Origin of the sequence: Acidovorax sp. JG5 (assembly GCF_017939685.1) — a bacterium.
Classification (GTDB): domain Bacteria; phylum Pseudomonadota; class Gammaproteobacteria; order Burkholderiales; family Burkholderiaceae_C; genus Acidovorax.
In genome coordinates, this window is record NZ_JAGKSE010000009.1 from 108,063 (window position 1) to 134,041 (window position 25,979).

A 25,979-nucleotide genomic window follows, 5' to 3' on the forward strand; every position below is an offset into this window, starting at 1 on the left:
AACCATGTCCAACTTCAATCAAACTTGACCCGCGGGTCTACCCACACATAACAAAGGTCGCTGACCAGCTTGGTCACCAGCCCGATCAGCGTGAACAGGTAGAGCGTGCCCAGCACCACCGGGTAGTCGCGGCGGATCACGCTTTCGTAGCTCAGCAGGCCCAGGCCATCGAGCGAGAACAGCGTCTCGATCAGCAGCGAGCCCGCAAAGAATGCGCCGATGAACGCCGCCGGAAAGCCCGTGATGATGGGGATCAGCGCGTTGCGGAACACATGCTTCCACAGCACCTGGCGCTCGCTCAGCCCTTTGGCGCGTGCCGTCAACACATACTGCTTGCGGATCTCTTCGAGAAAGGCGTTCTTGGTCAGCATGGCTGTGACGGCAAAGCTGCCCAGCACCATGGCGATGATGGGCAAGGTGATGTGCCAGAGGTAATCCACAATGCGCGCGCCCCAGCCCAGTTCATCCCAGTTGGCCGAGGTGAGCCCGCGCAGCGGAAACCACTGCAGCTGCCCGCCAAAGATGACCAGCAGCGCCACGCCCAGCACAAAGCCCGGAATGGCATAGCCCACCAAAATGAGCAGCGTGGTCACCAGGTCAAACCGCGAGCCCGCGCGCACCGCCTTGGCCACGCCCAGCGGCACGGCCACCAGGTAGCTGATGAAAAACGTCCACAACCCCAGGCTGATGGAGACGGGCAGTTTCTCGACCACCAGCTGCCACACATCCTTGTTCTGGAAGAAGCTCTTGCCCAGGTCAAACCGCGCGAACTGGCCCAGCATCTGGAAGAAGCGCTCGTGCGCAGGCTTGTCGAAGCCGTAAAGCGCCTTGATCTGCTCCAACCGTTTCGGGTCCACGCCCTGCGCGCCCCGATAGGCCAGGCCACCACCTTCGGCACCGCCACCACCCGCACCGGCCTTGGCCTCGGCCATGTACTGCTCCACCGGGCCGCCGGGCACGAACTGGATCACCACGAAAGTCAGCAGCAGCACGCCCAGCAGGGTGGGCAGCATGAGCAGGATGCGTTTGAGGATGTAGGCGAGCATGGTTCTAGCTCAATCCAAAAGAGAACCTTGACCCATCATCTTTTCCATTAATTGTGTTTTTTGCTTATTGAGAGCCCATATTTTATTGAGCAACTCATTTATCTCCAAATCAATAGCTTCAACATCATTTATAAAATTAATCTCAAAATTATTACCAGACGAATAGGATGTCAAATTTTTAGAAGCAGCTATCTCTTCATGCTTAGAAAATTTCTCTTTTACTTCCAACCTCTTTCCGGGAGGAAAAGACCTACCCACGCTAGCAACGCCCTCTAAAACATAAAATTCAGCCGACCCCTCCGACTTTTGCACCATCAGGGAAACAAGTGCAGAACTTACGCCAAACAATTGAAATCTGGCACAACGAATCAAATAAAGGCGATCCATTCGGACTTGCAGCGTAATTTCAGCACCATCCACATACCCATTAATTTTGCAAAGAGTCCCGGCTGCCAATTCAGCTTTTACATCCAATATTGGAATCCACGGCTTCTCCAAAGTCCAATCATTAAAAAAATTAGCGGATATAATACTATTGACAACCTCTTCTTCTGAATCAAAAGACCCATCAGCATCTTTTAATTTCAATTGAAAAACATTACCTGCGACAGCATCACCTTCATATATCAAAAAATCCCCATTTTTATTGTGCGCCAATATAGATAACGCAGTCATTTCTCCAACAGATAGAAAGCGACAAATATCAAATTCCACACTATCCCCAATCCGACAAACGAAATATCTTTTTTTGCGGCTTTCATCTTCACCACGCACTTGCATCAAAAAACCCTTACCAGAGTTATAACCAGCAACAGTGGCGGTAAAATTTAGCAACGACTTCCACCCTTGCCTATCCCAACGACTCTCCCTTGGATAAGGAGCCTTTATATTTTTCGAATTGGCAATGCAGGCATGCTTCGGCCATGGCGGCCCCAATTCATCAAAATAAACCCAACCGCCATTTTCTGTCTTGACAAAATAAACTCCATGCCCACACTCAGGACAAGTTGCATTAGGCTCTGTCCAGGCGCCACTAAGAGAACTGGTTTTCATATTTTTTTCAGTCGTGGAAATGAATGAGGCTGGGGTCAATACATCGCCGCTGTATGCATATTTTGATAAATTGGACTTTCTAGAGAAAAAAGAAGAGTTGCCACCCGAAGAGCCGTAGCCACCGCTATGCCAGCCGCCTCCCCAACCACAATTGCAGCCGGGCGGATGGTTTCTTGCATTGCACATTTTTACGCTCTCCAAGAAATTTTAATTTCTGAAAAATTCTCAGTTGATAGAAGCAAGCAAAGACTCATAATCCTTGGAAGAAAATGCTGGCGCAGCCAGCAAATCGTGAGCCAACTTGCGCTTTCGATCCATCAACGCCTGCAGTTGCACATCAAAACTGTGCTCTTCTGCACCAGGAATAACCGCGAGTGGGTAATAAATATGCACAGGCTTGGTCTGACCAATCCGATACACGCGATCTGAGCATTGGTCTTCCACGGCAGGATTCCACCAACGCGACAAGTGGATGACGTGATTGGCTGCCGTCAAAGTCAGACCGACACCCCCAGCCTTCGGTGAGAGCAACATCACATCAAAACCCGACTCGTGCTGAAATTTATCCACCCTTTGTTGGCGGGCCTCCGTTTGCACCTGCCCATTGATCACCATAGGCATGCGTAAGAGCCCATAACGGCGCTGTAACAAAAGCGGTAGTTGGTCGGCTTCTTGTAAATCGAGCGATTCCAGAAAGACCAGCACTTTTTCATTTTTCGGTGCTATCGCATCCAAAACCTGCACCATCGCCATAAACCGGGCTGAATCCTCAAATCGCAGCGCTTCATTCCCCAACCCTCCTTCCAGTAATGCAGGATGTAAAGAGGCTTGGCGCAGGGCATGGATCATTTCCAGCGTGGTGTAGCTACTCGCTGCATCTTTCAGCGCCAAAGCACGTTGGTATGCCTCGGCCTGCCGGGCGGGCATGGGCACCTGCAGCACATGTTCTTGTTTCTCAGGCAAGCCATCGAGCTTTTCGGTTTTCATACGCCGCAACAAAAGGCGGGGAGGCAAACCGGGGGCGTGGTCTTCGCCGTGCCACACCAACTGGCGCAAGGTCTGCACATCTGCACCTTCGGTTTCATAACGGGCGCTGAAATCTTTCAAATCGGCTAGTGCGCCGGGCTGCACGGCATCGGCAATGCACCACAAATCGGCCAGCCGGTTTTCCACGGGGGTACCAGTCATGGCCAAGACAAAATCGGCATTCAGGGCTTTGACCGCATGGGTCATGCGGGCCTTGGGCGATTTGATTTTTTGCGCTTCGTCCAGTACGACGGCAGCAAACGGAATCGCGCCAAAGCTCAGTTGGTAATCCGACACCGCTTCGTAATTGGCCAGCACCACATCGGCAGAGCCCAGGCGCGCGGTGTCCAGCCCCGCTGTACCGTCGCTGTGCCTGCCGCGCTTGAGGGGCTTGAGATGCTCGCCATAGGCCCGCACGAGGTTACCCAAGCCAGGCGCCATCAAGTGGACATTGATCTCGGCCTCCCAATTGCGCAGCAGACCCACCGGGGCAATCAAGAGCAAGGGTTTGGTGGCAATGTGCCCTGCCTCCATCTGTTCACGCAGCCAAAGACAAAAGGCCAGCGCCTGAAAAGTTTTTCCCAAGCCCATGTCGTCGCACAGCATGGCGCCGTGGGAACCTTGGCACCAATGCTGCTGCAGCCAGGTGATGCCAAATTCCTGGTGTTTCTTGGGACGGGTTTTCAACCCAAAAGGCAGCGCCTGCTGGCCGGGGCGCTGGCCAGTGGTAGTGCGCGCAAAAGAGGTTTCATCCAGATTGGTTTCGATGATGAGAACGTTTTTGACGGCCTCATCATCGCCATCTTGCGGCTTCTGCGCCCCCTCCTCCCGAGTCATAACCCGGTGCAGTTGCTGTAGCGCCGCGACATTGGCCGGGGTGGCGACCACGGATTGATCCGCAATGGTGATCATGCCTTGCCCCTGTTTCAGGGCAGTTTGCATGTCGCTCAGCGCCCGCTCCAGTGTTACGATGTCCAGGGGCAGTTCCACACCACCCAGCCGTACGCCCGCATCCACGGGTGCGCCCCAACTTTGCGGTTCTATCTTGATCCAAGGCAGCAGAGGAGCCTGCCACTCGCCCACGTCGCGTACCCGCTCGGCAAAGCGCTCGGTTTCGACAAATACGGTGGGCGCGGCGTCTTCTGCGCCCATGTATTCGCGCAATACCGCCTCGGGGTACATGGCGGCGCGTTTGCGCACATCTGCAGGCGCACGCCGCAGCTGTTGCACGGCAGCCAGTGCCTGCTGTAGCGGCTCATCCACTACCACATAGGTACCCTGATTGAGGGCAAAGGCCGAAGCGCCACAGGGCAACTGATCCAGTCGCCTTGGAAACAAGGCCTCGTCCGCCTCCAGCAAAGCCCGTACCTGCTGCGTGCCCTCGCCTTCATCATCGCGGCGGGCAACCAGCAGCACCGGATCAAGCTGCACTCCCCCATGACTGTCGGTTTTGATGGCGAAGGTCAGCGCCGTTGCCGTCACCACGCGCAGGTTGCGCAAAAAACCATCGGTCAACTGGTCGGATGCCGTATCGCCCAGGGTCTGGCGGATGTGCGCCCAAATGCGAAACTGTTCTTCATGCCCGCCGCGGCCTGCCTGGTTGAACTGCTCCACCAAGACCAGCACATCGAACATGGGCGAGGCAATACGATAGGGCTTGTCTTGCCATGTGAGCCATAGGCCGTCGGCTTGCACATCGCGGGCAGCCACCGTCTTACCCGGTTGCAACCAACGCACAGCAATGCTGGCCCCGGGCTTGCCCAGCGCACCGCTTAGGCGCAGGTCAAAACCCAAAGGAGCATTGGGCGGCAAGCCCAAAGCGGTAGCTGCAGCAGCTGACCAACTAGCCACCACCGCAGCAGGAACGGTAAGCGTAGCGGCTTGCAAATCAGTGGAGTGATCGGCTAAATAAGCCGACAACGCAGCAGCGGCATGGGTGGGCAAAGCTTCAAGCCACTGCGCCACTGCGCATGGCGGTGCCCATGTCACACTGGCTGTTTCGCGCTGTGGGGTGGCAACAGTCACAACAGAATCTCCCGATCACTGAGGTAAATCCCTGTGCGCTGACGAATCATATCGCGCGCTTTGCGTTGCCACGTCCCATATTCGGAATGGGTATGGCGCAGTTCAGGACGCATATTGAGCCCATCATGGAAATCCAGTGATTGCGCTTCTCGCAATGTCTGTCCGTGGTAGGTGAGCTGGTAAAAGCTGGGAGCTCCTGAATCATCTTCACGGTAAGCGCGCAAACTGCCACTATGACTCCACTCTGAAAAAACCAAATCGCCTATACGCAGCAGTAAAACAGATTGGTTTGGGGAAACACCACCTTCCAGCCGTCCAAAACGTTGCGGGACTGCCGTAGCATTATTGCTTTGTGCCGCTATTTGGGCATGAGCGCCTAAAACCATCCACGCCTCTTCAATATGACCGGCATCGTAATAAGCCATCCAGAATTTTTGTCGAAATAGCCAAATATCATCAGCCGTTCGATCTAGGATGCGCATAAACCCCTTAAGGGTATCACCTGTCAGCAAATAGAACATTACATTCACGGCTTCTGGCTTTACACCCTCCCACTGGTAATGAGCATGGCGTAAAAAACGCGGATCGCCGTAGTGCTGTAAAAAAAAATCCTGCAGTAGCTTCTTCAACCCATCCTGCATCTTGCGGTCGCGCTGCCATGGCAAAAGCAACCCATCCGCAAAGGCAATGCGCAAATCTGTTTTGACGACGGGCGCAGGCATATTTTGCAGCCAACGCATCACTCGCTGCACCGTGGCAAGCTCGCGCAACCGGTCCAGCGACAACTGTAAACCGGCACGCAAAATGGCCATACCCAGCTTTGTACCCTCAAAACCGGGCCAGAACAGATAGGCCCCCATGAGCTCATCTTCACGAGCTTGGTGCAAAGTGAAAAACAAGCTGGCGAGATTCGAAGGTGCATGGACTGGATTAAAAAAATCCTGTCGCTCATCCATTTCTCGAAGTTTTGCAGCTACAGAACCTTGGGCCAAAAGCAAAACTTGGCGCAACTTGGCGGAAAAACTTTGAAAAGCAATACTCTCCGAGTCAAATGCATTGCAATACACAAAAAACAAAGGCATTAGCCAGCGTTTGGCACGTCTGGGGCTGCTTTGCAATGCTTCAGGCAAAACCTCTGACCAATAACGGGTTAGTAGCCCTGGGTCTGTCTTATACAGCCCCGGCATGCCTTTAACCCACAAGGCATAAGGCAATTGTCGCCATTCGCTTTTTGATAACAGCTGATAATCCTGCGCACGATGGTGCTCGTATGCCATGCGGAGTTTTTTGCCGATCTCCACAAAAGGCGGCGGTGCCTGCACAGTCACTGCATCTATTTGCAGCAAGACTGCCTCCAGTTTTTCCATTTTGGTGGGCAACGGAGCAAACATGGCGTATTCCATCAACGACTCAAATGCTTACCTATGCGTTCTAAAAACCCGGCTTCGCCCTGAGGGCGATAAGTCAGAACAATGCGCAAGTCCACGCGACGGTTACGGCCATCGGATGGCGCGATTCCCTTGAGTGGCCGCGAATCGGCGTATGCACTGTATGAAAACAGGGGCAGCTCCTGGTCATTGCGGTAGCCCGCCAATTTGGTGCCCTGCACCAGTGCATTGCTTACCGAGATGGCACGATCCAGCGACAGTTTGGTATTACCCCCATCGCGCAGCATTGGCACGTTGTCGGTGTGCCCTTCGATAAATATGGTTTCAATTTCATGCCCATAAGGGTTGTTTGCGCAACCCTGCCTCTTGCGCTGATTGGCAACAAAACAGGGCGATACTGTTCCCAATTTTTCTGCTACTTCGATCAATTTAGGCTGGGCGACTGGCTTGAGGGTTGAACTACCCAAATCAAACAACACGTCTTCGGGCAGGCTGATGATTCCGCTAGAGGGGTCGATGCGCACAGTGGCAAGGGTTTGGCGAATTTGCTCGCCAATGGCGCTGGTGACGGCGCCCCGAGGATCACTGAACGCGGTGCGCGCTTCTAGGGCAGCAGCTGCCAAAGCCTTGGCTTCGGCAGCGAGCGCTTCGGTTTCAGTGTTTCTCTTGTGCGCCAAAAAGGCCACCATGATGATGAAAACAAAAAGCAATCCCACCATCAAATCGGCGGTGGATGCCATGTAACCCTGCTCTACGCTGGAGCCAGTAGCGCCAGGATCTTGGTGCGGGCGATAGCCATGCCAGGACATCATTACCCCCTGACAGCTTGAAAAGTGGACTGCAGACTTTCAGTCAAGTCTTCCACTACTTCGCTCAAGTCTTTTACTCCTTGGTCAAAGCTGCCAACCGCCTTGGCCAATTGCCCGTCCATTTGGCGATGCAGCTCAGCCACCTGGGTGGAATAGACACCGACACCCTCAGTAATCGAGCCGACGGTTTTACCCAATGTCGTGGCGGTGGATTCCATGGCTTGGCGGGTTTGCTGCATGCTGGACAGTGTTTGCGCTGCTGCCTGATCGAGCACTTCCGTCACCCGCTCCACTGCGGCCATGGCATTGGGTGCCACTTCCCTGACTGAAAGTACCACGGCCCGTTGTTCACGCGCCAACTCTTGTACGTTGTCAACCATGTTGCTGACCAAAGCGCCTGTCTCGGCCAGGCCTTGGGCGGCATCAGACAGCCCGGAGGCAGTTTGAGAAAGCTGTACCACCGTGAAATCGGCTTTTTCGAGGGCCATGTGAATTTTTTCAATCCCTTCTTTGCCCTTGGTAGATGCCTGATCCACCACAGCCCCCAAATCTTTGAAACAAAGCCTGATGGAAGCGGTAGCTTGCTCCAGTTGGCTGGCGCCCTCCACCAGTTTTTCTGACATTCCCTGCGTGCGTGCCGCGAGTTGTGTGCCTGCGTTGTGAATTGCTGTGGCCACTTCAGCAGTCTGGGCAGTCAGCGTGTCGCCAGCCCCTTTCAATTGCGTCTGCATTTCTACCCCGGCATTTAAAATGGCATTGGCAGCCATACCGGATTGGTTTTCCAGCACCGACCCTGCGCTGTGCAGTTGATTGGCCAGCTCTTGCAGGGTTTTCTGCAACTGCGTCATTTCGGAATCAGTGGCTTGCTTGAGCATGCCCGCGAAGTCGCTCATCATTGTTTTGAGCGCTTCTTGGTTCATCGTGCCCAGCTTATCGCTCAGCCCTTCGATGGATGCAACAAGACGCTCGGTCATGGCCTGCATCTGTGGAGTGAAGGCCTGATTGATGGCAGAGGCCAATGAAACGGCCAAATCAGTTTCAAAACGCTTCAAAGTACCAGTTTGCTCACGGGCTTCGCTTAAAAGCTCTTCCGTCAAACCATTTGCGTCATTACTCGTCTGCAGACTGCTAACGGCCAGAACCAGTTGCTGCATCGTCACAGTTTCTCCGCCTGCAGGCGAAACTACCTTGGCCAGAACTGCTAGCAATTTTTCGCAAGCAATAGCAATTTCGTTCAAGGAATGGCGAAAAAATAATGTCCAGCAAATGGACGCAACCAAACCAGCCAGCGATGTCAAAAATTTTCCACCCGCGATGCGGAGTAGTTGACTGATGGCCGCCTCGGTTTCCTTTGAACTGGATGCCTCAGTCAGCGCCGTAGTGGCTCCCACCAACGCCCAAGACAAAAAAACAAAGGTGAAAAGCAAACCGACACCGACGAGTACATTGGGTATGGCCTCGGCTAATCCCAGATTGAAATGCCTTGCCAGCAATCCCGGGGCACTCCACAAGTCGCGTGGGGTGCCGTACATAACATATTCCTCACGCTTTCCGACCACCACTTTGATAGCTCGGCCTTCAGTTTCCAGCCACGCATCAGCAACGCGTGAACCAGGTTGGATGGTATTCCGCGCGTGCTGCCTTGCCGATTCCCAACTTTGATTGTTTTCTTCGATGGCAGCAGATAGCGACTCCAAATCACGGATAACCGCCTGTTTTGCAGGCTTGAACCAAAGAAAATAGCTCCATACCGCAGATAGCAAAATCAGAAGCGCAACGATGGAAGCTTCTGGGCTGGTAGTGAAAAAGCTCAATATTTGGTGCATTGGTGCGCAAGTTTCATTTTCAGCGTGCTTTTCAGTGCCTTCGAGCACGGGCGAATGTGGGATCACTGATCCTCAAATAGAGGGGAACGGCAAGAACTTCCGAATGCCGCCTTCATGTTACAGGAGCATACAACTACTGCCTTCATAGCATGGCATCGCATAGGCTGTCCATTTCGTCATGTTCGCCCCAAAAAAGGCCTCAATGATGAGGGCGGGCGAAAGGCCTCATTTGTGAAACATAGACGCTTACGCTTAGTAGACAAGCATGGGCAGCTATGATTTTTGATAAACCTCTCGACTCACGCCAGCACCAGCCGGCCCACGCGCTCCAGATTGGTGTGTTGCCGCGCCAACCACAAATCATGTGCGTCCTGCAGCGCCAGCCAGCTCTCGGGACTGCGCCCGATGGCCTTGGACAGGCGCAGCGCCATTTCCGGGGTGACGCGGCTGCTGCCCTTGAGCAGGCGGCTCAGGGTGGACGGGGCCACGTCCAGCTTTTCAGCCAGATCACGCCCGCTGATGCCGAAAGGCTCCAGATACACCTCGGTGATGAACTCGCCGGGATGGGGGGGGTTGTGCATGCTCATTTCAGTGGTAATCCTCGTAATCCAGCACATGGGCATTGCCGTCATGGAACCCAAAGGTCAGGCGCCAGTTGCCGCTGACGGTGATGGCCCAGCGGCCCAGCATTTCGCCTTTGAGGACATGCAGGCGAAACCCCGGAATGTCCATATCGTCAATGGTTTTTGCCGTATCCAGCGCGGCCAGTTGCATGCGCAGCCGCTTGGCATGGGCCGCTTGCACGCCTGATGCGCTGCCTGTCTCAAAAAGACGGCGCAGGCCCTTGTGCCGGAACGACTGAATCATTCGGGCAATCTAACATGTTGCGCACCACGCAACAAGCGAATCACTGCGCCGCCTGCGGCACACGCGCCCACCAGGTGTCGATCACCCAGCCTTCGCCACTCGAATACGGTGGCACGGTGGCAGGCTTGGCCAGCCGCCAGGCGTTGTAGGCCATGCGATGGGTGCCGGCCGTCCACTGGGGGAGCAGGTAGTGGCTGTGCGCAATGATGCGCTCCAGTGCATGGCAGGCGGGCAGCAGCTGGGCCTCGGTCTTGGCGGAGGTCATGGCGGTGATCAGCGCATCGACGGCCGGGTTCTTCACGCCAGCAAAGTTGCCCGAATCCTCGGTGTCGGCCGCCTTGCTGCCAAACAGGTCGGCAAACTCCTGGCCCGGGTTGTGCGTGCCCTGGAAGGCCATGGAGGTGATGTCGAAGTCAAACTTCTGCAGGCGCTGCTGGTACAGCGCAAAGTCCACCGAGCGAAAGCGCAGCGTGATGCCCAGCTTTTCGAGGCTGCGCATCCACGGCGTGATGGTGCGCACGCCGCCTTCGTTGCTGTCCATGTATTCGAGCACCATGGCCTGCCCCTCGCTGTTGCGCAGGGCGCCATCGCGCACTTCCCAGCCGGCGTCCTTCAAGAGCTGCTGCGCGCGGCGCAGGTTGGCGCGCAGGGACGATTCGCCATCGGTGCGCGGTGGCACGGTCATGGGGCCAAAGGCGGCAGCGGGGATGTCTTGGCGAAACGGCTCCATCAGTGCCAGTTCTTCAGGCGAAGGCGTGCCGCGTGTCTCGCAGGCGGTGTTGCCAAACAGGCCGTTCACCCGCTGGTAGGCGCCATAGAACATCTGGCGGTTCATCCACTCGTAGTCGATGGCCAGCCCCAGGGCCTCGCGCACGCGCAGGTCCTGCAGCAGGGGGCGGCGCGTGTTGAGCACATAGCTCTGAAAGCCCGAGGGCAGCTTGTGCGCGAATTCGCCCTTGACCAGTTCGCCGGTGTTGAACTTCTTGCCGTTGACACGCCGCGCCCAGTCGCCCGCGCTGAAAAAGCGCATCAAATCAAACTCGCCGGCCTTGAGGGCTTCGAGCCGGGCGGTGGCGTCCTTGTAGATCTTGACGGTGATGCGATCGAAGTTGGCCGTGCCCTTGCGCACGTTCAGGTCGCGCGCCCAATACTGCGGGTCGCGCACGTAGGTGATGTCCTTGCCAAAGCGCACCGGGCCGATTTTGTAAGGCCCGCTGCCGATGGGAATGTCCATCACCACCTGGTCAAAAGGCTTGGGTTGGCCGCCTTCCATGCCCCAGTCGCGGCTGAACACCGGCAGGCCGCCCACGGTGATCGGCAGCTCGCGGTTGGGCTGCTTGAAGCGAAAGCGCACGGTGCGGTCGTTCAGCACATCCACCCCCGCCACATCGATCAGCGTGGTTTTGTAGGCCGGCGATGTGAAAGGGCCCACCAACGTGTCGTAGCTGTGCTTCACATCCTGCGCCAGCACCGGCTTGCCGTTGTGAAAGCGCGCTTCGGGCCGCAGGCGGAAGGTGGCCGACAGGCCGTCGCCCGCCACCTCCACATCCTCGGCCAGCAGGCCGTAGCCGGTGGCGGTTTCGTCCATGGAGCCCACCAGCAGCGAGTCGAACATCAGCGCCGACAAATACGCCGGCGCGTTGCCCTTGATGGTGAACGGGTTGTATTTGTCAAACGTGGAAGTGCGCAGGTTGCTCACCAGCCGCAGCTCGCCGCCTTTGGGGGCATCGGGGTTCACGTAGCTGAAATGCGTGAACCCGGCGGGATAGCGCGGCGCGCCCCACAGCGCATACGCATGCGCGGCCCAGGCTGGCACAGCGCACATCCACAGCGAAAAAATCAGCCAAAACCGCATGCGACAATTCTGCACTACGTCGGCGGGGCCTTTGCGCAGACTGCGGAGATGCCCTCCGCAGCCGGGCCGTCCACGCCGCACTCCCCTTACCCCGCATTCCACAGGAGAACAACCATGGGTTTTCTGACCGGCAAAAAGCTGCTCATCACGGGCGTGCTGTCCAACCGCTCCATCGCTTACGGCATTGCGAAGGCCTGCCACAAACAGGGCGCCGAGCTGGCTTTCAGCTACGTGGGCGAGCGCTTCAAGGACCGCATCACCGACTTTGCCGCCGAGTTCGACTCCAAGCTGATTTTTGATTGCGACGTGGGCAGCGACGAGCAGATCGAGCGCATGTTTGCCGACCTGTCCCAGGTGTGGCCGAAGTTTGACGGCTTTGTGCACGCCATTGGCTTTGCGCCGCGTGAAGCGATTGCTGGCAACTTTTTGGAAGGCCTGTCGCGCGAAGGTTTCCGCATCGCACACGACATCAGCGCCTACAGCTTCCCGGCCATGGCCAAGGCCGCCCTGCCCTATCTGAACGACAAGTCGTCGCTGCTGACGCTGTCGTACCTGGGCGCGCTGCGCAGCATTCCCAACTACAACACCATGGGCCTGGCCAAGGCCAGCCTGGAAGCCAGCGTGCGCTACCTGGCCGAAGCCGTGGGCCGCACCGAAGACGGCCGTGCCATCCGCGCCAACGGCATCAGCGCCGGCCCCATCAAGACGCTGGCCGCCAGCGGCATCAAGGACTTTGGCAAGCTGCTGGGCCGCGTGGCCGATGCCGCGCCCCTGCGCCGCAACGTGACGATCGAAGACGTGGGCAATGTGGCCGCCTTCCTGCTGTCCGACCTGGCCAGCGGCGTCACCGCGGAAATCACTTACGTGGACGGCGGCTTCAGCCAGACGGCGGGCCTCTCCGCCGATCAGGTCTGAGCACCGCCTTCCGGGTATTTTTGATCAAATTGACTGCTAGCGCTTACAGATAAAGCGCTAGCAGCTACACAATCAATAGCACCATGCACCGCAGAAATTGCCTCGCCTGGCTGGCACTGACCGCATTTCCTGCACTGCCCGCGTTGGCCGCAGACGCCCCAGCCTTGCTGCTGGCGCAGGTCTATCGCCCAGGCCTGCCGCTGGCCGATTACTGGGTCAGCGAGAAATACGATGGCGTGCGGGGCTTCTGGGACGGCCACACGCTGCGCACCCGGGGCGGCGAGACGGTGGCGGCGCCCGCCTGGTTCACCGCCGGCTGGCCCGAGGTGCCGATGGACGGCGAGCTGTGGGCCGGGCGCGGGCGCTTCAGCCACGCCCAGTCCACCGCGCGCCAACAGCAGCCCGATGACGCGGCCTGGCGCCAGATGCGCTTCATGGTGTTTGACCTGCCCGCGCATGGCGGCACATTCGACCAGCGCCTGCCCGCCCTGAACGTCCTCGTCGAAGGGCTGCACCAGCCCTGGGTGCAGGCCGTGCCGCAAAAGCGCGTGGCCAACGACGCAGCGTTGCAGGCCCTGCTGCAGCGCACCGTGCGCGCTGGTGGCGAAGGGCTGATGCTGCACCGGGGCGCATCGCTGTACCGCGCGGGCCGCAGCGACGATCTCATCAAGGTCAAGACGCACGAGGACACCGAGGCCCGCGTGGTCGCCCACCTGCCCGGCAAGGGCCGCCATGCGGGGCGCATGGGCGCGCTGCTGGTGGAAATGCCCTCGGGCCAGCGCTTTCGGCTGGGTGCGGGTTTCAGCGATGCCGACCGCGACCGCCCGCCGCCCGTGGGCAGCTGGGTGACCTACCGCTTTCGCGGCACCCACGACGGCGGCCTGCCGCGCTTTGCGAGTTTTGTGCGGGTGCGTGAGGACATGCCGGCCAGGTAAAACCCGCACGGTGAGCGGGCGGCTTTCGCGCCGCAGCGCCAGGCCACGGGTTGATGGCAACAAGGCGCCAACTCGCTACAAAACAATGAGCTACCAGCGCTTATCCATCAAGCGCTAGCAGCCTATTTGACCCATATTCCGGCGACCGCCAGGGCCGCCGGAGCCGTCATACGTTGCGGCCGTAGGGGCTGTCGTCGCCCATCTGCACCATGTTCGCGGTGGTGGCGAGCGGCTTGGGCTGCTTGGCGAACTTGTCGGCCACGCAGTCGGCGTAGTAACGCACTTGCCCGTTTTCGTCTTCCACCTCGACCAGGCCGTGGATATCGGTTTCAAAACCAGGGCACAGCTTGGCGAATTCGCGGGCGAACTTGAGGTAGTCCACGATCTTCTTGTTGAACACTTCACCCGGAATCAGCAGCGGAATGCCCGGCGGATACGGCGTGACCAGGCCCACGGTGATGCGGCCTTCGAGGTGGTCGATCTCCACGCGCTCGGTGGTGCGGTGGGCGATGTGGGCATAGGCATCCGAGGGCTTCATGGCCGGCGTGAGGTCCGACAGATACATCTCGGTTGTCAGGCGCGCAATGTCGTACTTGGCGTACATCTCGTGCACATGCTGGCACAGGTCCTGCAGGCCCATGCGCTCGTAGCGCTTGTGCTGCTGGCAGAACTCCGGAAGGATGCGCCACATGGGCTGGTTCTTCTCGTAGTCGTCCTTGAACTGCTGCAAGGCCGTCAGCATGGTGTTCCAGCGGCCCTTGGTGATGCCGATGGTGAACATGATGAAGAAGCTGTAGAGACCGGTTTTTTCAACCACCACGCCGTGCTCGGCCAGATACTTGGTGACGATGGAGGCCGGAATGCCGGTCTTGTCGAACTCGCCATTGAGATTCAGCCCCGGTGTGACGATGGTCGATTTGATCGGGTCGAGCATGTTGAAGCCATCGGCCAGCGAACCAAACCCGTGCCACTTGCTGGCGCTGTGCTTCTTGCCTTTGCCGTCGCTGCGGATGATCCAGTCTTCGGCGCGGCCAATGCCCTCCTCGACCAGCTTGTCCGGTCCCCAGACCTTGAACCACCAATCGTCCTTGCCAAACTCCTCTTCAATCTGGCGCATGGCGCGGCGGAAGTCCAGCGCTTCGAGAATGCTCTCTTCCACCAGCGCGGTGCCGCCGGGCGGCTCCATCATGGCGGCCGCCACATCGCAGCTGGCGATGATGCTGTACTGAGGGCTGGTGCTGGTGTGCATCAGGTAGGCCTCGTTGAACAGGTGGCGGTCGAGCTTGGTGGTCTGCGAATCCTGCACCAGCACATGGCTGGCCTGGCTGATGCCGGCCAGCAGCTTGTGGATGGACTGCGTGGCGTAGGTCACCGAATGCTTGGGGCGCACGCGCTTCTTGCCCATGGCGTGGTAGCTGCCATAAAACGGATGGAAGGCCGCGTGCGGCAGCCAGGCTTCGTCAAAGTGCAGGTTGTCCACGTAGCCATCGAGCATGGCCTTGATGGTCTCGGTGTTGTAAAGCACGCCGTCGTAGGTGGATTGCGTGAGCGTGAGCACGCGCGGCTTGACCTTTGCGGCGTCCACGCCCTTGAGCAGCGGGTTGGCGCGGATCTTGGCCTGAATGGCCTCGGGCTCGAACTCGCTTTGCGGAATCGGTCCGATGATGCCGAAGTGGTTGCGCGTGGGCTTCATGAACACCGGCACGGCACCGGTCATGATGATGCTGTGCAGGATGGACTTGTGGCAGTTGCGGTCTACCACCACCACGTCATCGGGTGCGACGGTGTGGTGCCACACCATCTTGTTGGATGTGGATGTGCCGTTGGTCACGAAGAAACAGTGGTCGGCGTTGAAGATGCGCGCGGCGTTGCGCTCAGATTCGCCGATGGCGCCGTTGTGGTCCAGCAGCTGGCCCAGTTCTTCCACGGCATTGCACACGTCGGCGCGCAGCATGTTTTCGCCATAGAACTGGTGGTACATCTGGCCCACGGGACTCTTCAAAAACGCCACGCCGCCCGAGTGGCCAGGGCAGTGCCAGCTGTACGAGCCGTCTTCGGCATAGTCAAGCAGCGCCTTGAAGAACGGCGGCTGCACGCTTTCCAGATAGCTCTTGGCCTCACGGATGATGTGCTTGGCCACAAACTCGGGGGTGTCCTCGAACATATGGATGAAGCCATGCAGCTCGCGCAGGATGTCGTTGGGCAAGTGGCGGCTGGTCTTGGTCTCGCCGTGCACATAGATCGGCACCTCGGTGTTCTTGCGCCGCACTTCGCCAATGAAGTTGCGCAGGCTCAGCACGATGGGGTCGAGCCCCTCGTCCGCTGTGAACTCCTCATCGTCAATCGACAGGATGAAGGCACTGGCGCGGCTTTGCTGCTGGGCAAACTGCGACAGGTCGCCATAGCTGGTAACCCCCACCACCTCGAAGCCCTCGGCCTCGATGGCTTGCGCGAGCGCACGAATGCCAAGCCCCGAGGTGTTCTCGGAACGATAGTCTTCATCGATGATGATGATGGGAAAGCGAAACTTCATGCGCAGCCTCCGTGCAACCGTGCCATGCCGGCCAAAAAACGAAACAGGCGCGAAGTGTAAGGAATAACCGCGACACGCCTTTGAAGTGCCATTCTTTTGACCCAGAATGTGGTGCACTAAAGACGAACAAAAAAGGAGTCGGCATGGAGGAATCCACTATCTGGTGGCTGCTGGCAGGCGTGGCGGTGGTGACCGAGTTGCTCACGGGCACGTTCTATCTGCTGATGCTAGCAGTGGGGCTCGCAGCCGCGGCAGTGGCTGCCCACCTGGGTCTGGCGATAACCGTGCAGATCATCACAGCCGCTGTGGTGGGCGGCGGTGCGGTGGTGGCATGGCACCAATTCAAAAAGAAACGCCCTGGCGACCCGTCTGCCCGTGCTGACCGCAGCGTGAATCTGGATGTGGGCGAAACCGTCATGATCGACAGCTGGAATGCCGACGGCACCGCCAGCGTCAAATACCGCGGCACGCAATGGACCGCGATCCATCGCCCCGGCGTCACGCCTTCCTCCGGCATGCACCGCGTGGCCGAACTGGTGGGCAGCCGCCTGCTGGTAGACCCGCTCTGAAGTCACTTCTCACTTACTCCCGGAAAGGCTCCCATGGAAATCGCCATCGTCATCTTTGTCATCGCCGTCATCTTTATCGCGCGGTCCGTCAAGGTCGTGCCGCAACAAAACGCCTGGGTAAAAGAGCGGCTGGGCAAATACGCCGGCACGCTCACGCCGGGCCTGAACTTTCTGGTGCCATTTGTGGACAAGGTGGCCTACAAGCACAGCCTGAAAGAAATCCCGCTCGACGTGCCCAGCCAGGTCTGCATCACCCGCGACAACACGCAGCTGCAGGTGGACGGCATCCTGTACTTTCAGGTGACCGACCCCATGCGCGCCAGCTACGGCTCCAGCAACTACATCATGGCCGTCACCCAGCTGGCGCAGACCTCGCTGCGCAGCGTGATCGGCAAGCTCGAACTGGACAAGACGTTTGAAGAGCGCGACATCATCAACGCCCAGGTGGTCCAGGCCATCGACGAAGCGGCCCTCAACTGGGGCGTGAAGGTGCTGCGCTACGAAATCAAGGACCTCACGCCGCCCAAAGAAATCCTGCACGCCATGCAGGCCCAGATCACGGCCGAACGTGAAAAGCGCGCCCTGATCGCTGCCTCCGAAGGCCGCCGCCAGGAACAGATCAACATCGCCACCGGCGAGCGCGAGGCCTTCATCGCCCGCTCCGAAGGCGAAAAACAGGCCGTCATCAACAAGGCAGCGGGCGAAGCCGCCTCGATCAAGGCCGTGGCCGAAGCCAACGCCGAAGCCATCGAGCGCGTGGCCGCCGCCATCCGCCAGCCCGGCGGCGAGCAGGCCGTGCAACTCAAGGTGGCCGAAAAAGCCGTCGAAGCCTATGGCAAGGTGGCGCAGGATGCCACCACCACCCTCATCGTGCCCAGCAACATGACCGAGGTGTCGGCGCTGATCGGATCAGCCATGAAGATGGCCCAGGTCCAGAAAGCCAGCTGAAACCGGCCTTTTTTGGCGCCAGCACGGCAACAGGCGCAAACACCCATTGACCTATGGCTATAATCGAGGGCTTCGGAGAGGTGGATGAGCGGTTTAAGTCGCACGCCTGGAAAGCGTGTGTGGGCTAATCCCCACCGCGGGTTCGAATCCCGCCCTCTCCGCCATACAAAGCTCGTAAGTGTTTGATTGCTAAGGGAATTTGAAATTTTAGCAGGCAGCACTTATCAAAGCAAATATCAAAAGCCGCAGCGAGCAATCGTTGCGGCTTTTGTCTTTTCGAGTGTGCTCCAAACTCCATCACGCTGAGCCATCGCAATCTGTGCAGGGCTGCAAAGTTTTTCAGTGGTCGATCTGTGCATGAGCCCCGTGGTACGGTTAAAAAGCCGTCGCTCCAAGTCATTGCATAGCGCACGGTATCCACTCGCACGGCAGCGCCCTCGTCAACAGGGCCGATTTGTCATCCCCCCTTGCTGATAGCCAAGTCTCTGACCTCCCCCAGGCCGCAGAGGCAGGCACTGCTGTGCGCTTTTCATTTCTGCACAGGAGCACGCCATATGGCAACAACCCCGAACCCGACCTCATTCCAACCTACTTTTAGACGTGTCGCCCAGCAAGGTCGGCACGACGACATCTTTGCGGTGATTTCCATGCTGACCGGCAAGACCACGGATGCGATCTTCCGCCAGGCGGAGGGGTTAGGCTTGCCGAAGGTAGGCCCCTTTCATGCGTGGATCGATGGCGACATGATCGCCAAGCTGCTGGCAGGAGGCGGACTCGTCGCAACGGTCTGGAAGGAATGCTCCAGCTACAAGGACTTGCCCGAGGTAGCCATCGTGATGGTGGACTACGACGCCGACTGGGAGGTTGGGCGCTGCGTCCTGTACCACCGGGGCTCCTCCAGCGACGGCAAGACAGCCCAGCCGTACGCGGTCGATCCCTACCCGCATGCGGATACCAAAATGCACTTGCGCGTCGGCACGGCGGCCTTGGCCGAACTGCCACCATCCTGGTTCATCGGCGTAACCCAGATGGGCAAGGCCACAGCGAAGTGACGGTATGCGCGGGCCGTACCTGTTTCCCGTACTGCGCGGCCAGAGAGTCACGGCCCTGCGCGTCTGCGATCCCGGGGCGGGTTCCACGCACTTCGGCGCCATCGCACTGCAATGCGAACGCCATGCGCTGCTGTGCTACTGCGCTGTGCGGTACTTACGCCATCCCCATGGCAGCGTATTCGGGCTCTTTGGAGGGAAGCAAGCAATCTTGCCATTTCGGGTCAGCCTGTGCGAAGCAGGCGATCTGGCGGACTGGCTTCCCATTACGGCTGGCGCGCACTGGTCGCACCACGTTGACCCGGCATTGCCCGTGCGGGGCGACGTGTTCGCCGAGGCTCCTCAATTGGTCAGGAATGAGGATGCCGCCCCTTGGCAGTTGGCATTGCGCTTCCCCTTTAGAAAGGAGTTCCGGCTATCCTGGATCGCTGAGGGCCAGAGCCTGAGATTGTCGCGGGTCATAACTGACTGAGCGACACGGATCGCGAGCCACTGTTAGCGGAGGCTTGGGCGGTTACTAGGAGTTCCGAGACGAAGATGGCGTGTGCTTCAGCGGCACCTCGGCCGGCATGGCAGGCACCTCAGCCAACAGTTTGGCGATGGCCTTGCGAGTGGGAGCCGAGACCTTGGCGTAACGGTAGACCATATCCGCCAGCTCCTCATTGTCGGCATAGAAGTAAGCCACAGGAACATTCAGCACTCGTGCGAGGTGTCGCACGGTCTGCAAGTCGGGGCGATGGAATCCGGTTTCATATCGGTTGATGCGCGCATTCGCCGCAGACTCATCCAAACCAATCTCAATACCCAAGCGCCGTTGGGACAACCCGGCTACGAGACGCGCACGCCTGAGCCTGCTGCCCCATTCCTGATTTTCAACTGATCCTGAACCATCGCGCTTCATCTGCTACGAGGTTCATCTATATTTGCAATCCTAACTAGTTCGATTTACGTATCAGTCAAATGAAGCAAACCTTCCTGCCAATCAAGATTGCAAACCGTTCGATAGCTTCCATCGCGTGGGTCGTTCTGTGCATGACCACTGCGTCGGCGCATGCCGAATTACGCCTCTCATGCCCCGTGCAGTGGGACCAGTTGAACGCCCTGCGCGGTGCCGACCTCAATGCCTCGGTGATGGGCATCAAAATACGCGACTGGACGCCCGAATATCTGGAGCAAGTGCGCCGCAAGAGCGAGGAATGTAGCCGTAGCGGCGCTGGCCCGGAATCCCTGCGTCGGGCAGAACACATGGACGGCGTCAGCCGCGTGTATCCCGCAGCCAAACAGTTCATTGCGGAGAACACCGACCGCGTCCAGCAGGAGAAGACCCGCGATCAGATCGGCTCGACGGTGCAGCAGTCCGACCTCAAGCAGGTCGTCATTTTGGACGGCAAGGGCCTGCCCAAGTCGATCACCATCATCTATGGCCCGACCGGGCGGGCCACCAAGACCTGCGACACCCTCAGCGGCGGTATCGGCTACGCCACAGCGGAGAGCTATGGCCAAGCCGTTCAGTTCGCAAGGATGTGCCAGCAGGTCAGCCTGACATCAGCGGCAACAGTGAGCATGTTGGAGCGACAGGCGGCGGCGGTGCCGGCCTTGTACAAGGCGCTGGATGCGTTTTCTGACCGGGCCAAGCAACTTGGCGCGACCGCAAACCCGGCCGAAGGCCAACTCAAGGAACTCGAAGCCCAGCAGCAGAAACTTTCCGGACAGCTTCAAGCCTTGCAGTTGCCGAACAATGACGAGGCTTTCGTCGCGGCCAGCAAGACAGTGACGGAACTGCGCGACCGCGCGCAGACATCCGCATGTGGCGACCAGGCCGTCAAGGCAGGATTCCCAGCCAGTTGGAAAGCGAACTACATCCTGATGGAATGGAACGCGCCCGAGCCGTTCTGCGGCCTGGTGCAAGCCGCCCAGCGTACTGGCTCGCAGATTCGTTATCTCCCTGCGGGCCTGCTCGGCAAGGAAGGCTTCGAGGTCAAGAGCCCCAAACGCACAGTGCAAATCTTCACGCAGGCCGACCGCGTGCCGGGAGGTGAGCCCAACGTGAAGATGATGATCCCCGTGTCGGCCAAGATCGATGGGAAATCCACCGACGTGACGCGCAACAATCTGCGGGCGGTGGCGGCGGAGTTGATCGCGGCCCTGCGCAACCAATGAGGCAGGACAGATACATGAAACACCTTCTTTCGCATACCTTGGTCATTGCCATCGCTTGTTTGTCAGCGTTCGCCGCGTCGGCTCAAGACACCTCAATCCCCCGGTACCTGCAACTGGCCCGCGATTTCGCCGCCCACACCAAGCCCGAGAACAACGAGTACACCAACAAGAACCGCTTCACGCGGATGCCCGGCGAGAAGGGTTCGACGGATTACATTGTCCAGGCCGATTGCGTGGCATTTGTCGAGGACATGTTCAAGCGCACCCGTGCCGGTGTGCCGGAACAGATTCCGACGCAGAAATTCAAGAACTGGCACAGCATCCACGACTACGTGCCTGCGATGGATGCCGAAGCCGGATTCACCAAGATTGGCAAAGTGGAAGACCTGCGCCCCGGTGACGTGATCGCTTGGCTGTTCATCGACATGAGGGGCCACCGCCATGACGGGCACATCGCGTTCATCGACACCGCTCCGACGAAGATCAAATCCCGCGCACCCTACACATGGAGCTCAACGCAGTACGAGGTCAAGATCATCGACACCTCCAGCGAGGTCAAGAGTGCCGACGACACGCGCGCCCCGACCAATAGCAAAGGCGTCGGGCGCGGCACCATTCGCTTGTATGCCGATGACAAGACGGGAGTGCTTTCTGGCGTGATCTTTGACAACGGCCGAAAGCTGCATGAACAGGACAAGGACTGGCACATCGTCATGGGCCGACCTAAGGTCGCCACTGCGAACTGAGACTGCCATGCGCAAAATACTTATTGGTGCCTTGCTGGCCTTGACCGCCATCGCCGCCCATGCGGGGGGCGAGTTGCTCAAGGTGCCCACCCGTGATGGCGTGGTGACTACTTTGTTCTGGGAGGCAGTGCCCGATGCCAAGGCTACGGTGTTCCTGTTTCCTGGCGGCGCGGGGGGCTTCGGCAAATTCGAGGATGGCAAGGCCACAGGGATGAACTTCCTCGTTCGCTCCGAGCTCCACTTCATCGCCAACGGTTTCAACGTCGCCATCTTCGGCCGTCCCAGCGATTCGCAAGACATGGACTACGCACACCGCATCAGCGACACCCACCTGACCGACGTGCACAAGGTGTTGGAGTTCGTGAAGCAAAAGGCCGATGTACCGGTCTGGCTGGTCGGCACCAGCCGGGGGACAGTCTCAGCGACGGCCGCCGCCATCAAGTTGCAGGGCGAAATGGCGGGCGTGGTGTTGACTTCCAGCGTCGTCAGCTACAAGAAGCCGGGGGCTGTGCCCAGGCAGGACTTGGATCGAATCAAAGTGCCGGTGCTGGTTCTGCACCACGCCAAGGATGCCTGCCCCCTCTGCCAGCCCCACGAAGTCCCAGCCATCCTGCGCGGATTGAAGAACGCCCCGATCAAGAAAGAGATCATGGTCAGCGGTGGCGGGAACCCCACGGGCAACGTCTGCGAAGCATTGCATTGGCACGGCTTCATCGGCGCAGAGCGTGAAACGGTCGATCTGATTGCCAACTGGATCAAGGCCCCAACGAATTGACCGTCGCTCCATGGTGCAGGCCGGCGAAGTTATCGCCAGCTTGCCAAGCCTGACGCGGGACCCTCACAATCGTTTCGCCACCAGTTCATGGCGGCTATGACGGGATCAATACGGCATCCCGTCATTCCTCTCTCCGGCGTGCTGCAGGCACGTCACTTCCTCCCCCTTCCTTCCATCTGAGCCGACTCGGGCATGCATTGCTGCGTGCCTGAACTGTGGCGGCTGCGCGCGCCGGATTTTTTTCCTTCTCGCGGAGAACCCCAGATGCACGACTACCCCCTCACCTACCAACACCTCAAGGACATTGAACTGCGCCGACTTGTGGGCAAGCCCCTGTTCGGCCTGGGCCGCCTGGTCGCCACTCCGGGCGCGTTGGAACTGCTCGACACGGCGCAATGCCATCCTGTACGCCTGCTGCAACGGCACCAGTGCGGCGACTGGGGTGAGCTCTGCCCAGCTGACAAAGCCACCAACGACCAAGCCCTGCTGAGCGGAGGCCGGTTGCTCTCGCTCTACCGGGTAGATGGCATTCGGCTCTACGTCATCACAGAAGCGGTGAACGACGCAACGGAGCAGCGGGACAGTACCTGCATCCTGTTGCCCTCGGAGTATTGACATGCTGGCACCCCATACTCCACGGCCCATGCGGATGTTGATGGCGCTGCTGCCCCGGCTGCTGGTCAATGACCAGGGACAGCCCGATTTTGATGGCAGCAACGCCATGGCGCTGGTGCAACTCGCAGAAGCTGCCGAATTGCTCCAGCGCATATTGCAATTGGGCATCTCTGCCATCGGGCAATTGCTAGCCCATGCGTCGGTACAGGTCGAAACCGGTGAACTGGCCCAGGACACGGTCGAAGCCCTGGGATGGCTGCTGGCCGAACTGGGGGATGCGGCAGCGGCCTGCGTTGAGCTGGCGGCACCCTGTCGGCATGCGACGGTGGACTTCACTGGAGCGCGCCATGGCTGAACGCCCAGCACCCTCTGCCCAGGTCAACCGCTACACTCAGGCGGCACTGGCCGACAACACGTACCGCAGCTACAAGGCCGATCTGGCGCATTTTCGTGCCCATGGGGGTGCGATTCCAACGACGGCGGTGCAATTGGCTGAATACCTTGCCAGCTTTGCGGACACCTTGGCCGTGGCCACCTTGCAGCACAGGGTGATTGCCATCCATCGGGCTCACCTGGAAGCTGGATACCCATCGCCCGCCATGGACTCCCTGGTCAAGCGCACAATGCAGGGCATCCGGCGCACCAAGGGCACAGCACAGCGGCGCGTCAGGGCGCTGGTCAAGGACGACATCATTGAGCTGGTGCTGACTGCGGAGAAGCAGAAACCGATGAAGGCTGCGCGCGATGCGGCGCTGATCCTGGTGGGCTTCGCGGGGGCGTTTCGGCGCTCGGAACTGGTGAGCATTCGCCAGGAGGACATCACCGTCTTTGACCACGGCGTCGAGATTCATATCCGGCGCACCAAGACCCAGCAGGAGAAGGGGCACACGGTGTTCATTCCCTGCGCCAAGTCCTCTCGCTGCCCGGTCAAGGCGTTGGAAAAGTGGCTGGCGCTAGGTGGGGTCGAGCAGGGGCCGGTGTTCCGGCCCATCAATCGGCACGACCAGATCACCAGCGGCAAGGCGCTGACGCCGCAGTCGGTGGCCCTGGTGCTCAAGGGTGTTACGAGCCATGCCAAGAGCGCGGAGGCCGCGAAGTCAGTGGCGGGGCATAGCTTGCGGTCGGGCTACTGCACGGAGGCGGCCAGCGTGGGCGTTGCCACGCACGTCATCATGGAGCAGACGGGACACCGCTCCAGTGCAACGCTGGCAAAGTACATCAGGCCGTTAATCAGGCAAAAAACCCCAAGCTTGTTTTAGCCTGACAGTGCGCCGAAATCGTCACCTGTCCGGACTCACCAGGCCGCTCATCTGTGAACCATCAGCGGCGCGTGCGCATAATGGGTATCCAGCGCCCGCCGGAAACAAGAATGTTCTAAATAGCGCGTTTGCTTTAGACCTACACCCGAATGGCTCCGGTAAGATACCATCTATTCGGTAAAGAATAGACGCGGCCTTCAGCCTTGCGCGCCCTCTGGTCGATGGTCTTCCGATGCGCACCGGAGGCGTGTTGTCTGGGCTTCCAGGCTGTAATAGGGCGCATGTTAGGAAGATTTCGTGAGTTTTGAAGAAGTCAGCCGGCCCATCCAAGAGAGATGGGCCGAAATCGTACAGCACGTCAAGGATGAGTATCTTTCGACGGCGCAATCCTACCCATGGATTGTCGGATTTTCGGGAGGCAAGGACTCGACGGTCGTTGCGCATGCCGTCTTCGAGGCCCTACAAGCCATCCCTCCCAGTCAGCGCACACGCCCCGTCCACATCGTCTCGAATGACACGATGGTCGAGAGCCCCTTGGTGATGGCGCACTTGGACGAGGTGTCCAGCCAGATTCAGGCTGCCGTGAACAGCTTGAGCCTTCCCCTTACCGTAGCCCGCACCCGCCCCGATCTAGACAAGACCTTCTGGGTCTTGCTCATCGGCAAGGGCTACCCGAGCCCAAACCAGCAGATGCGCTGGTGCACTGACCGCCTGAAAATCCAGCCGACAAGCACCTACATCAAAGATAACGTCTCGAAGTACGGCGCGGCTGTAGTCGTCCTCGGCGTGCGCCGGACCGAAAGCATCCGACGTATGCGTACGGTGGACAAGTACGAAAACGAACGGGGCTCGAACCTCAACCCGCACTCAAGTATCACAGGCGCGTACATCTTCCGCCCCATCGTAGACCTGACGACGGATGACGTCTGGGAAATCCTCGGTTCGTTCCCTGCGCCATGGGGCGGCACACATACAAAACTGTTCCAGCTTTACCGCGATGCTGAGGGTGGCGAGTGCCCGGTGGTCCTCAGTAAGGACGAAGCACCGGGTTGCGGCACCAAGAACAGCCGATTCGGCTGCTGGACCTGCACTGTCGTCGAGAAGGACAAGAGCCTCCAAGGCTTTGTCGATTCCGGCCAGCACGCCTACAAGCCGCTCATTGCCTTCCGCGATTGGCTCGTCTCCATCCGTAATGACCAAACCAAGCGCAGCGCCATCCGGCGTAATGGCCGCCTGACCTTCGACGTGTCGGGCAAGCATATCCCTGGGCCATTTACCATCCAGGCACGGCAAGAGATCTTGGACCGCCTGCTTGCGGTGCAGGCTGAGTTTGGTACCCAGCTGATTACCGATGACGAGCTTGGTTTGATTCACAAGTACTGGGCTATGGACCTGCAGCAAGAGGAGACGCTGGCAAATGCTTGATACCTACGAAGAGAGTGGCGTGGCTGACCTGCCCCTGTGGGCAGACTTGGAAGCAAATGAAGTCCTGAGGATGGTTTGCGCGAAGCACAAGGTCCCCGTGCATATCATCACGGACTTAGGATTTATCCGTAAATAATATTGACAGGTAGACTGAT

Annotated in this window: 25 protein-coding genes and 1 tRNA gene; 14 read left to right on the top strand and 12 right to left on the bottom strand. The window is 58.8% G+C overall.

All coding sequences use genetic code 11. The features are described 5' to 3' along the window. Positions 1–14: 14 nt before the first annotated feature. The 10 genes from J8G26_RS11610 to J8G26_RS11655 form a co-directional block, all read right to left on the bottom strand. Positions 15–1,046 carry an ABC transporter permease subunit gene (locus J8G26_RS11610; RefSeq protein ID WP_087745103.1) on the bottom strand — a complete coding sequence of 344 codons (1,032 nt, stop codon included), beginning with the start codon at positions 1,044–1,046 and terminating at the stop codon, positions 15–17. 9 nt (positions 1,047–1,055) lie between these two features. Beyond that, positions 1,056–2,099, bottom strand: a complete 1,044-nt coding sequence (locus J8G26_RS11615) for a hypothetical protein (RefSeq protein ID WP_210569020.1) — start codon at positions 2,097–2,099, stop codon at positions 1,056–1,058. 35 nt (positions 2,100–2,134) lie between these two features. Continuing rightward, positions 2,135–2,278 carry a hypothetical protein gene (locus J8G26_RS11620; RefSeq protein WP_210569021.1) on the bottom strand — a complete coding sequence of 48 codons (144 nt, stop codon included), beginning with the start codon at positions 2,276–2,278 and terminating at the stop codon, positions 2,135–2,137. A gap of 46 nt (positions 2,279–2,324) precedes the next feature. Next, a complete protein-coding gene (locus tag J8G26_RS19635; RefSeq protein ID WP_210569022.1) occupies positions 2,325–5,150 on the bottom strand; it encodes a DEAD/DEAH box helicase in 2,826 nt (941 codons plus the stop codon). Continuing rightward, the gene (locus J8G26_RS11630; protein WP_210569023.1) at positions 5,147–6,553 is read right to left on the bottom strand and encodes an EH signature domain-containing protein; all 1,407 of its coding nucleotides are present in this window, start codon (positions 6,551–6,553) and stop codon (positions 5,147–5,149) included. Before J8G26_RS11630 ends, J8G26_RS19635 begins: the two co-directional genes overlap by 4 nt. Next, positions 6,553–7,278 carry an OmpA family protein gene (locus tag J8G26_RS11635; protein ID WP_210569024.1) on the bottom strand — a complete coding sequence of 242 codons (726 nt, stop codon included), beginning with the start codon at positions 7,276–7,278 and terminating at the stop codon, positions 6,553–6,555. Before J8G26_RS11635 ends, J8G26_RS11630 begins: the two co-directional genes overlap by 1 nt. Positions 7,279–7,349: 71 nt before the next feature. Beyond that, complete coding sequence (locus tag J8G26_RS11640; protein WP_210569025.1) at positions 7,350–9,221, bottom strand: hypothetical protein; 1,872 nt, start codon at positions 9,219–9,221, stop codon at positions 7,350–7,352. Between the two features lie 251 nt (positions 9,222–9,472). Continuing rightward, complete coding sequence (locus J8G26_RS11645) at positions 9,473–9,754, bottom strand: HigA family addiction module antitoxin (protein WP_246881365.1); 282 nt, start codon at positions 9,752–9,754, stop codon at positions 9,473–9,475. Positions 9,755–9,761: 7 nt separating this feature from the next. Beyond that, the gene (locus J8G26_RS11650) at positions 9,762–10,040 is read right to left on the bottom strand and encodes a type II toxin-antitoxin system RelE/ParE family toxin (protein ID WP_210569027.1); all 279 of its coding nucleotides are present in this window, start codon (positions 10,038–10,040) and stop codon (positions 9,762–9,764) included. Positions 10,041–10,080: 40 nt separating this feature from the next. Beyond that, positions 10,081–11,895, bottom strand: a complete 1,815-nt coding sequence (locus J8G26_RS11655) for an extracellular solute-binding protein (protein ID WP_210569028.1) — start codon at positions 11,893–11,895, stop codon at positions 10,081–10,083. Positions 11,896–12,009: 114 nt separating this feature from the next. On the opposite strand from J8G26_RS11655, the gene fabI reads away from it, so the two are divergent. Both fabI and J8G26_RS11665 read left to right on the top strand, forming a co-directional pair. Continuing rightward, positions 12,010–12,810, top strand: a complete 801-nt coding sequence (fabI, locus tag J8G26_RS11660) for an enoyl-ACP reductase FabI (protein WP_210569029.1) — start codon at positions 12,010–12,012, stop codon at positions 12,808–12,810. An 83-nt stretch (positions 12,811–12,893) separates the two neighbouring features. After that, complete coding sequence (locus tag J8G26_RS11665) at positions 12,894–13,745, top strand: DNA ligase (protein ID WP_087745097.1); 852 nt, start codon at positions 12,894–12,896, stop codon at positions 13,743–13,745. A gap of 166 nt (positions 13,746–13,911) precedes the next feature. Here the strand turns inward: J8G26_RS11665 and J8G26_RS11670 are convergent, their stop codons facing one another. Continuing rightward, complete coding sequence (locus tag J8G26_RS11670; RefSeq protein WP_210569030.1) at positions 13,912–16,278, bottom strand: arginine/lysine/ornithine decarboxylase; 2,367 nt, start codon at positions 16,276–16,278, stop codon at positions 13,912–13,914. A gap of 143 nt (positions 16,279–16,421) precedes the next feature. Between J8G26_RS11670 and J8G26_RS11675 the strand changes: the two genes are divergently transcribed. From J8G26_RS11675 to J8G26_RS11690, 4 genes are all read left to right on the top strand, one after another. Continuing rightward, positions 16,422–16,847 carry an NfeD family protein gene (locus J8G26_RS11675; protein WP_087745093.1) on the top strand — a complete coding sequence of 142 codons (426 nt, stop codon included), beginning with the start codon at positions 16,422–16,424 and terminating at the stop codon, positions 16,845–16,847. 33 nt (positions 16,848–16,880) lie between these two features. After that, positions 16,881–17,795, top strand: a complete 915-nt coding sequence (locus tag J8G26_RS11680; protein WP_087745091.1) for a stomatin-like protein — start codon at positions 16,881–16,883, stop codon at positions 17,793–17,795. Positions 17,796–17,869: 74 nt separating this feature from the next. Continuing rightward, positions 17,870–17,959: transfer RNA gene (locus tag J8G26_RS11685), tRNA-Ser, on the top strand. A gap of 390 nt (positions 17,960–18,349) precedes the next feature. Further along, on the top strand, positions 18,350–18,847 hold the full coding sequence (locus tag J8G26_RS11690; protein WP_210569031.1) for a hypothetical protein: 498 nt from the start codon (positions 18,350–18,352) through the stop codon (positions 18,845–18,847). A gap of 514 nt (positions 18,848–19,361) precedes the next feature. Here the strand turns inward: J8G26_RS11690 and J8G26_RS11695 are convergent. Further along, entirely contained in the window at positions 19,362–19,745 is a 384-nt protein-coding gene (locus J8G26_RS11695; protein ID WP_210569032.1) for a helix-turn-helix transcriptional regulator, read from the bottom strand. 59 nt (positions 19,746–19,804) lie between these two features. Here J8G26_RS11695 and J8G26_RS11700 point away from each other — a divergent pair, with 59 nt between their 5' ends. From J8G26_RS11700 to J8G26_RS11735, 8 genes are all read left to right on the top strand, one after another. Then, entirely contained in the window at positions 19,805–21,004 is a 1,200-nt protein-coding gene (locus J8G26_RS11700; protein ID WP_210569033.1) for a hypothetical protein, read from the top strand. 14 nt (positions 21,005–21,018) lie between these two features. After that, a complete protein-coding gene (locus J8G26_RS11705; protein WP_210569034.1) occupies positions 21,019–21,750 on the top strand; it encodes a hypothetical protein in 732 nt (243 codons plus the stop codon). A gap of 7 nt (positions 21,751–21,757) precedes the next feature. Next, positions 21,758–22,525, top strand: a complete 768-nt coding sequence (locus J8G26_RS11710) for a lysophospholipase (RefSeq protein WP_246881366.1) — start codon at positions 21,758–21,760, stop codon at positions 22,523–22,525. A 264-nt stretch (positions 22,526–22,789) separates the two neighbouring features. Continuing rightward, the gene (locus J8G26_RS11715; protein WP_246881367.1) at positions 22,790–23,140 is read left to right on the top strand and encodes a hypothetical protein; all 351 of its coding nucleotides are present in this window, start codon (positions 22,790–22,792) and stop codon (positions 23,138–23,140) included. 1 nt (position 23,141) lies between these two features. Then, the gene (locus tag J8G26_RS11720; RefSeq protein ID WP_210569035.1) at positions 23,142–23,495 is read left to right on the top strand and encodes a hypothetical protein; all 354 of its coding nucleotides are present in this window, start codon (positions 23,142–23,144) and stop codon (positions 23,493–23,495) included. After that, positions 23,488–24,399 (top strand): site-specific integrase, encoded by a 912-nt coding sequence (locus J8G26_RS11725; RefSeq protein WP_210569036.1) that lies wholly within the window; start codon positions 23,488–23,490, stop codon positions 24,397–24,399. Before J8G26_RS11720 ends, J8G26_RS11725 begins: the two co-directional genes overlap by 8 nt. A 297-nt stretch (positions 24,400–24,696) precedes the next feature. Then, the gene (gene dndC, locus J8G26_RS11730; RefSeq protein WP_210569037.1) at positions 24,697–25,824 is read left to right on the top strand and encodes a DNA phosphorothioation system sulfurtransferase DndC; all 1,128 of its coding nucleotides are present in this window, start codon (positions 24,697–24,699) and stop codon (positions 25,822–25,824) included. After that, positions 25,817–25,960, top strand: coding sequence for a hypothetical protein (locus J8G26_RS11735; protein ID WP_210569038.1), 144 nt, complete (start codon positions 25,817–25,819; stop codon positions 25,958–25,960). Before dndC ends, J8G26_RS11735 begins: the two co-directional genes overlap by 8 nt. The last annotated feature ends 19 nt before the right edge of the window (positions 25,961–25,979 follow it).

What these genes read in the sequence shown, in the direction of transcription:
- J8G26_RS11720 (WP_210569035.1), top strand. Translation starts at nt 23,142, where the DNA reads ATGCTGGCACCCCATACTCCACGGCCCATGCGGATGTTGATGGCGCTG.
- J8G26_RS11630 (WP_210569023.1), bottom strand. Translation starts at nt 6,553, where the DNA reads ATGGAATACGCCATGTTTGCTCCGTTGCCCACCAAAATGGAAAAACTG.
- J8G26_RS11635 (WP_210569024.1), bottom strand. Translation starts at nt 7,278, where the DNA reads ATGGCATCCACCGCCGATTTGATGGTGGGATTGCTTTTTGTTTTCATC.
- J8G26_RS11610 (WP_087745103.1), bottom strand. Translation starts at nt 1,046, where the DNA reads ATGCTCGCCTACATCCTCAAACGCATCCTGCTCATGCTGCCCACCCTG.
- fabI (WP_210569029.1), top strand. Translation starts at nt 12,010, where the DNA reads ATGGGTTTTCTGACCGGCAAAAAGCTGCTCATCACGGGCGTGCTGTCC.
- J8G26_RS11695 (WP_210569032.1), bottom strand. Translation starts at nt 19,745, where the DNA reads ATGAAGCGCGATGGTTCAGGATCAGTTGAAAATCAGGAATGGGGCAGC.
- J8G26_RS11725 (WP_210569036.1), top strand. Translation starts at nt 23,488, where the DNA reads ATGGCTGAACGCCCAGCACCCTCTGCCCAGGTCAACCGCTACACTCAG.
- J8G26_RS11655 (WP_210569028.1), bottom strand. Translation starts at nt 11,895, where the DNA reads ATGCGGTTTTGGCTGATTTTTTCGCTGTGGATGTGCGCTGTGCCAGCC.
- J8G26_RS11645 (WP_246881365.1), bottom strand. Translation starts at nt 9,754, where the DNA reads ATGCACAACCCCCCCCATCCCGGCGAGTTCATCACCGAGGTGTATCTG.
- J8G26_RS11670 (WP_210569030.1), bottom strand. Translation starts at nt 16,278, where the DNA reads ATGAAGTTTCGCTTTCCCATCATCATCATCGATGAAGACTATCGTTCC.
- J8G26_RS11680 (WP_087745091.1), top strand. Translation starts at nt 16,881, where the DNA reads ATGGAAATCGCCATCGTCATCTTTGTCATCGCCGTCATCTTTATCGCG.
- J8G26_RS11735 (WP_210569038.1), top strand. Translation starts at nt 25,817, where the DNA reads ATGCTTGATACCTACGAAGAGAGTGGCGTGGCTGACCTGCCCCTGTGG.
- J8G26_RS11700 (WP_210569033.1), top strand. Translation starts at nt 19,805, where the DNA reads ATGAAGCAAACCTTCCTGCCAATCAAGATTGCAAACCGTTCGATAGCT.
- J8G26_RS11715 (WP_246881367.1), top strand. Translation starts at nt 22,790, where the DNA reads ATGCACGACTACCCCCTCACCTACCAACACCTCAAGGACATTGAACTG.
- J8G26_RS11710 (WP_246881366.1), top strand. Translation starts at nt 21,758, where the DNA reads ATGCGCAAAATACTTATTGGTGCCTTGCTGGCCTTGACCGCCATCGCC.
- J8G26_RS11675 (WP_087745093.1), top strand. Translation starts at nt 16,422, where the DNA reads ATGGAGGAATCCACTATCTGGTGGCTGCTGGCAGGCGTGGCGGTGGTG.
- J8G26_RS11665 (WP_087745097.1), top strand. Translation starts at nt 12,894, where the DNA reads ATGCACCGCAGAAATTGCCTCGCCTGGCTGGCACTGACCGCATTTCCT.
- J8G26_RS11620 (WP_210569021.1), bottom strand. Translation starts at nt 2,278, where the DNA reads ATGCAAGAAACCATCCGCCCGGCTGCAATTGTGGTTGGGGAGGCGGCT.
- J8G26_RS11650 (WP_210569027.1), bottom strand. Translation starts at nt 10,040, where the DNA reads ATGATTCAGTCGTTCCGGCACAAGGGCCTGCGCCGTCTTTTTGAGACA.
- J8G26_RS11615 (WP_210569020.1), bottom strand. Translation starts at nt 2,099, where the DNA reads ATGAAAACCAGTTCTCTTAGTGGCGCCTGGACAGAGCCTAATGCAACT.
- J8G26_RS11705 (WP_210569034.1), top strand. Translation starts at nt 21,019, where the DNA reads ATGAAACACCTTCTTTCGCATACCTTGGTCATTGCCATCGCTTGTTTG.
- J8G26_RS11690 (WP_210569031.1), top strand. Translation starts at nt 18,350, where the DNA reads ATGGCAACAACCCCGAACCCGACCTCATTCCAACCTACTTTTAGACGT.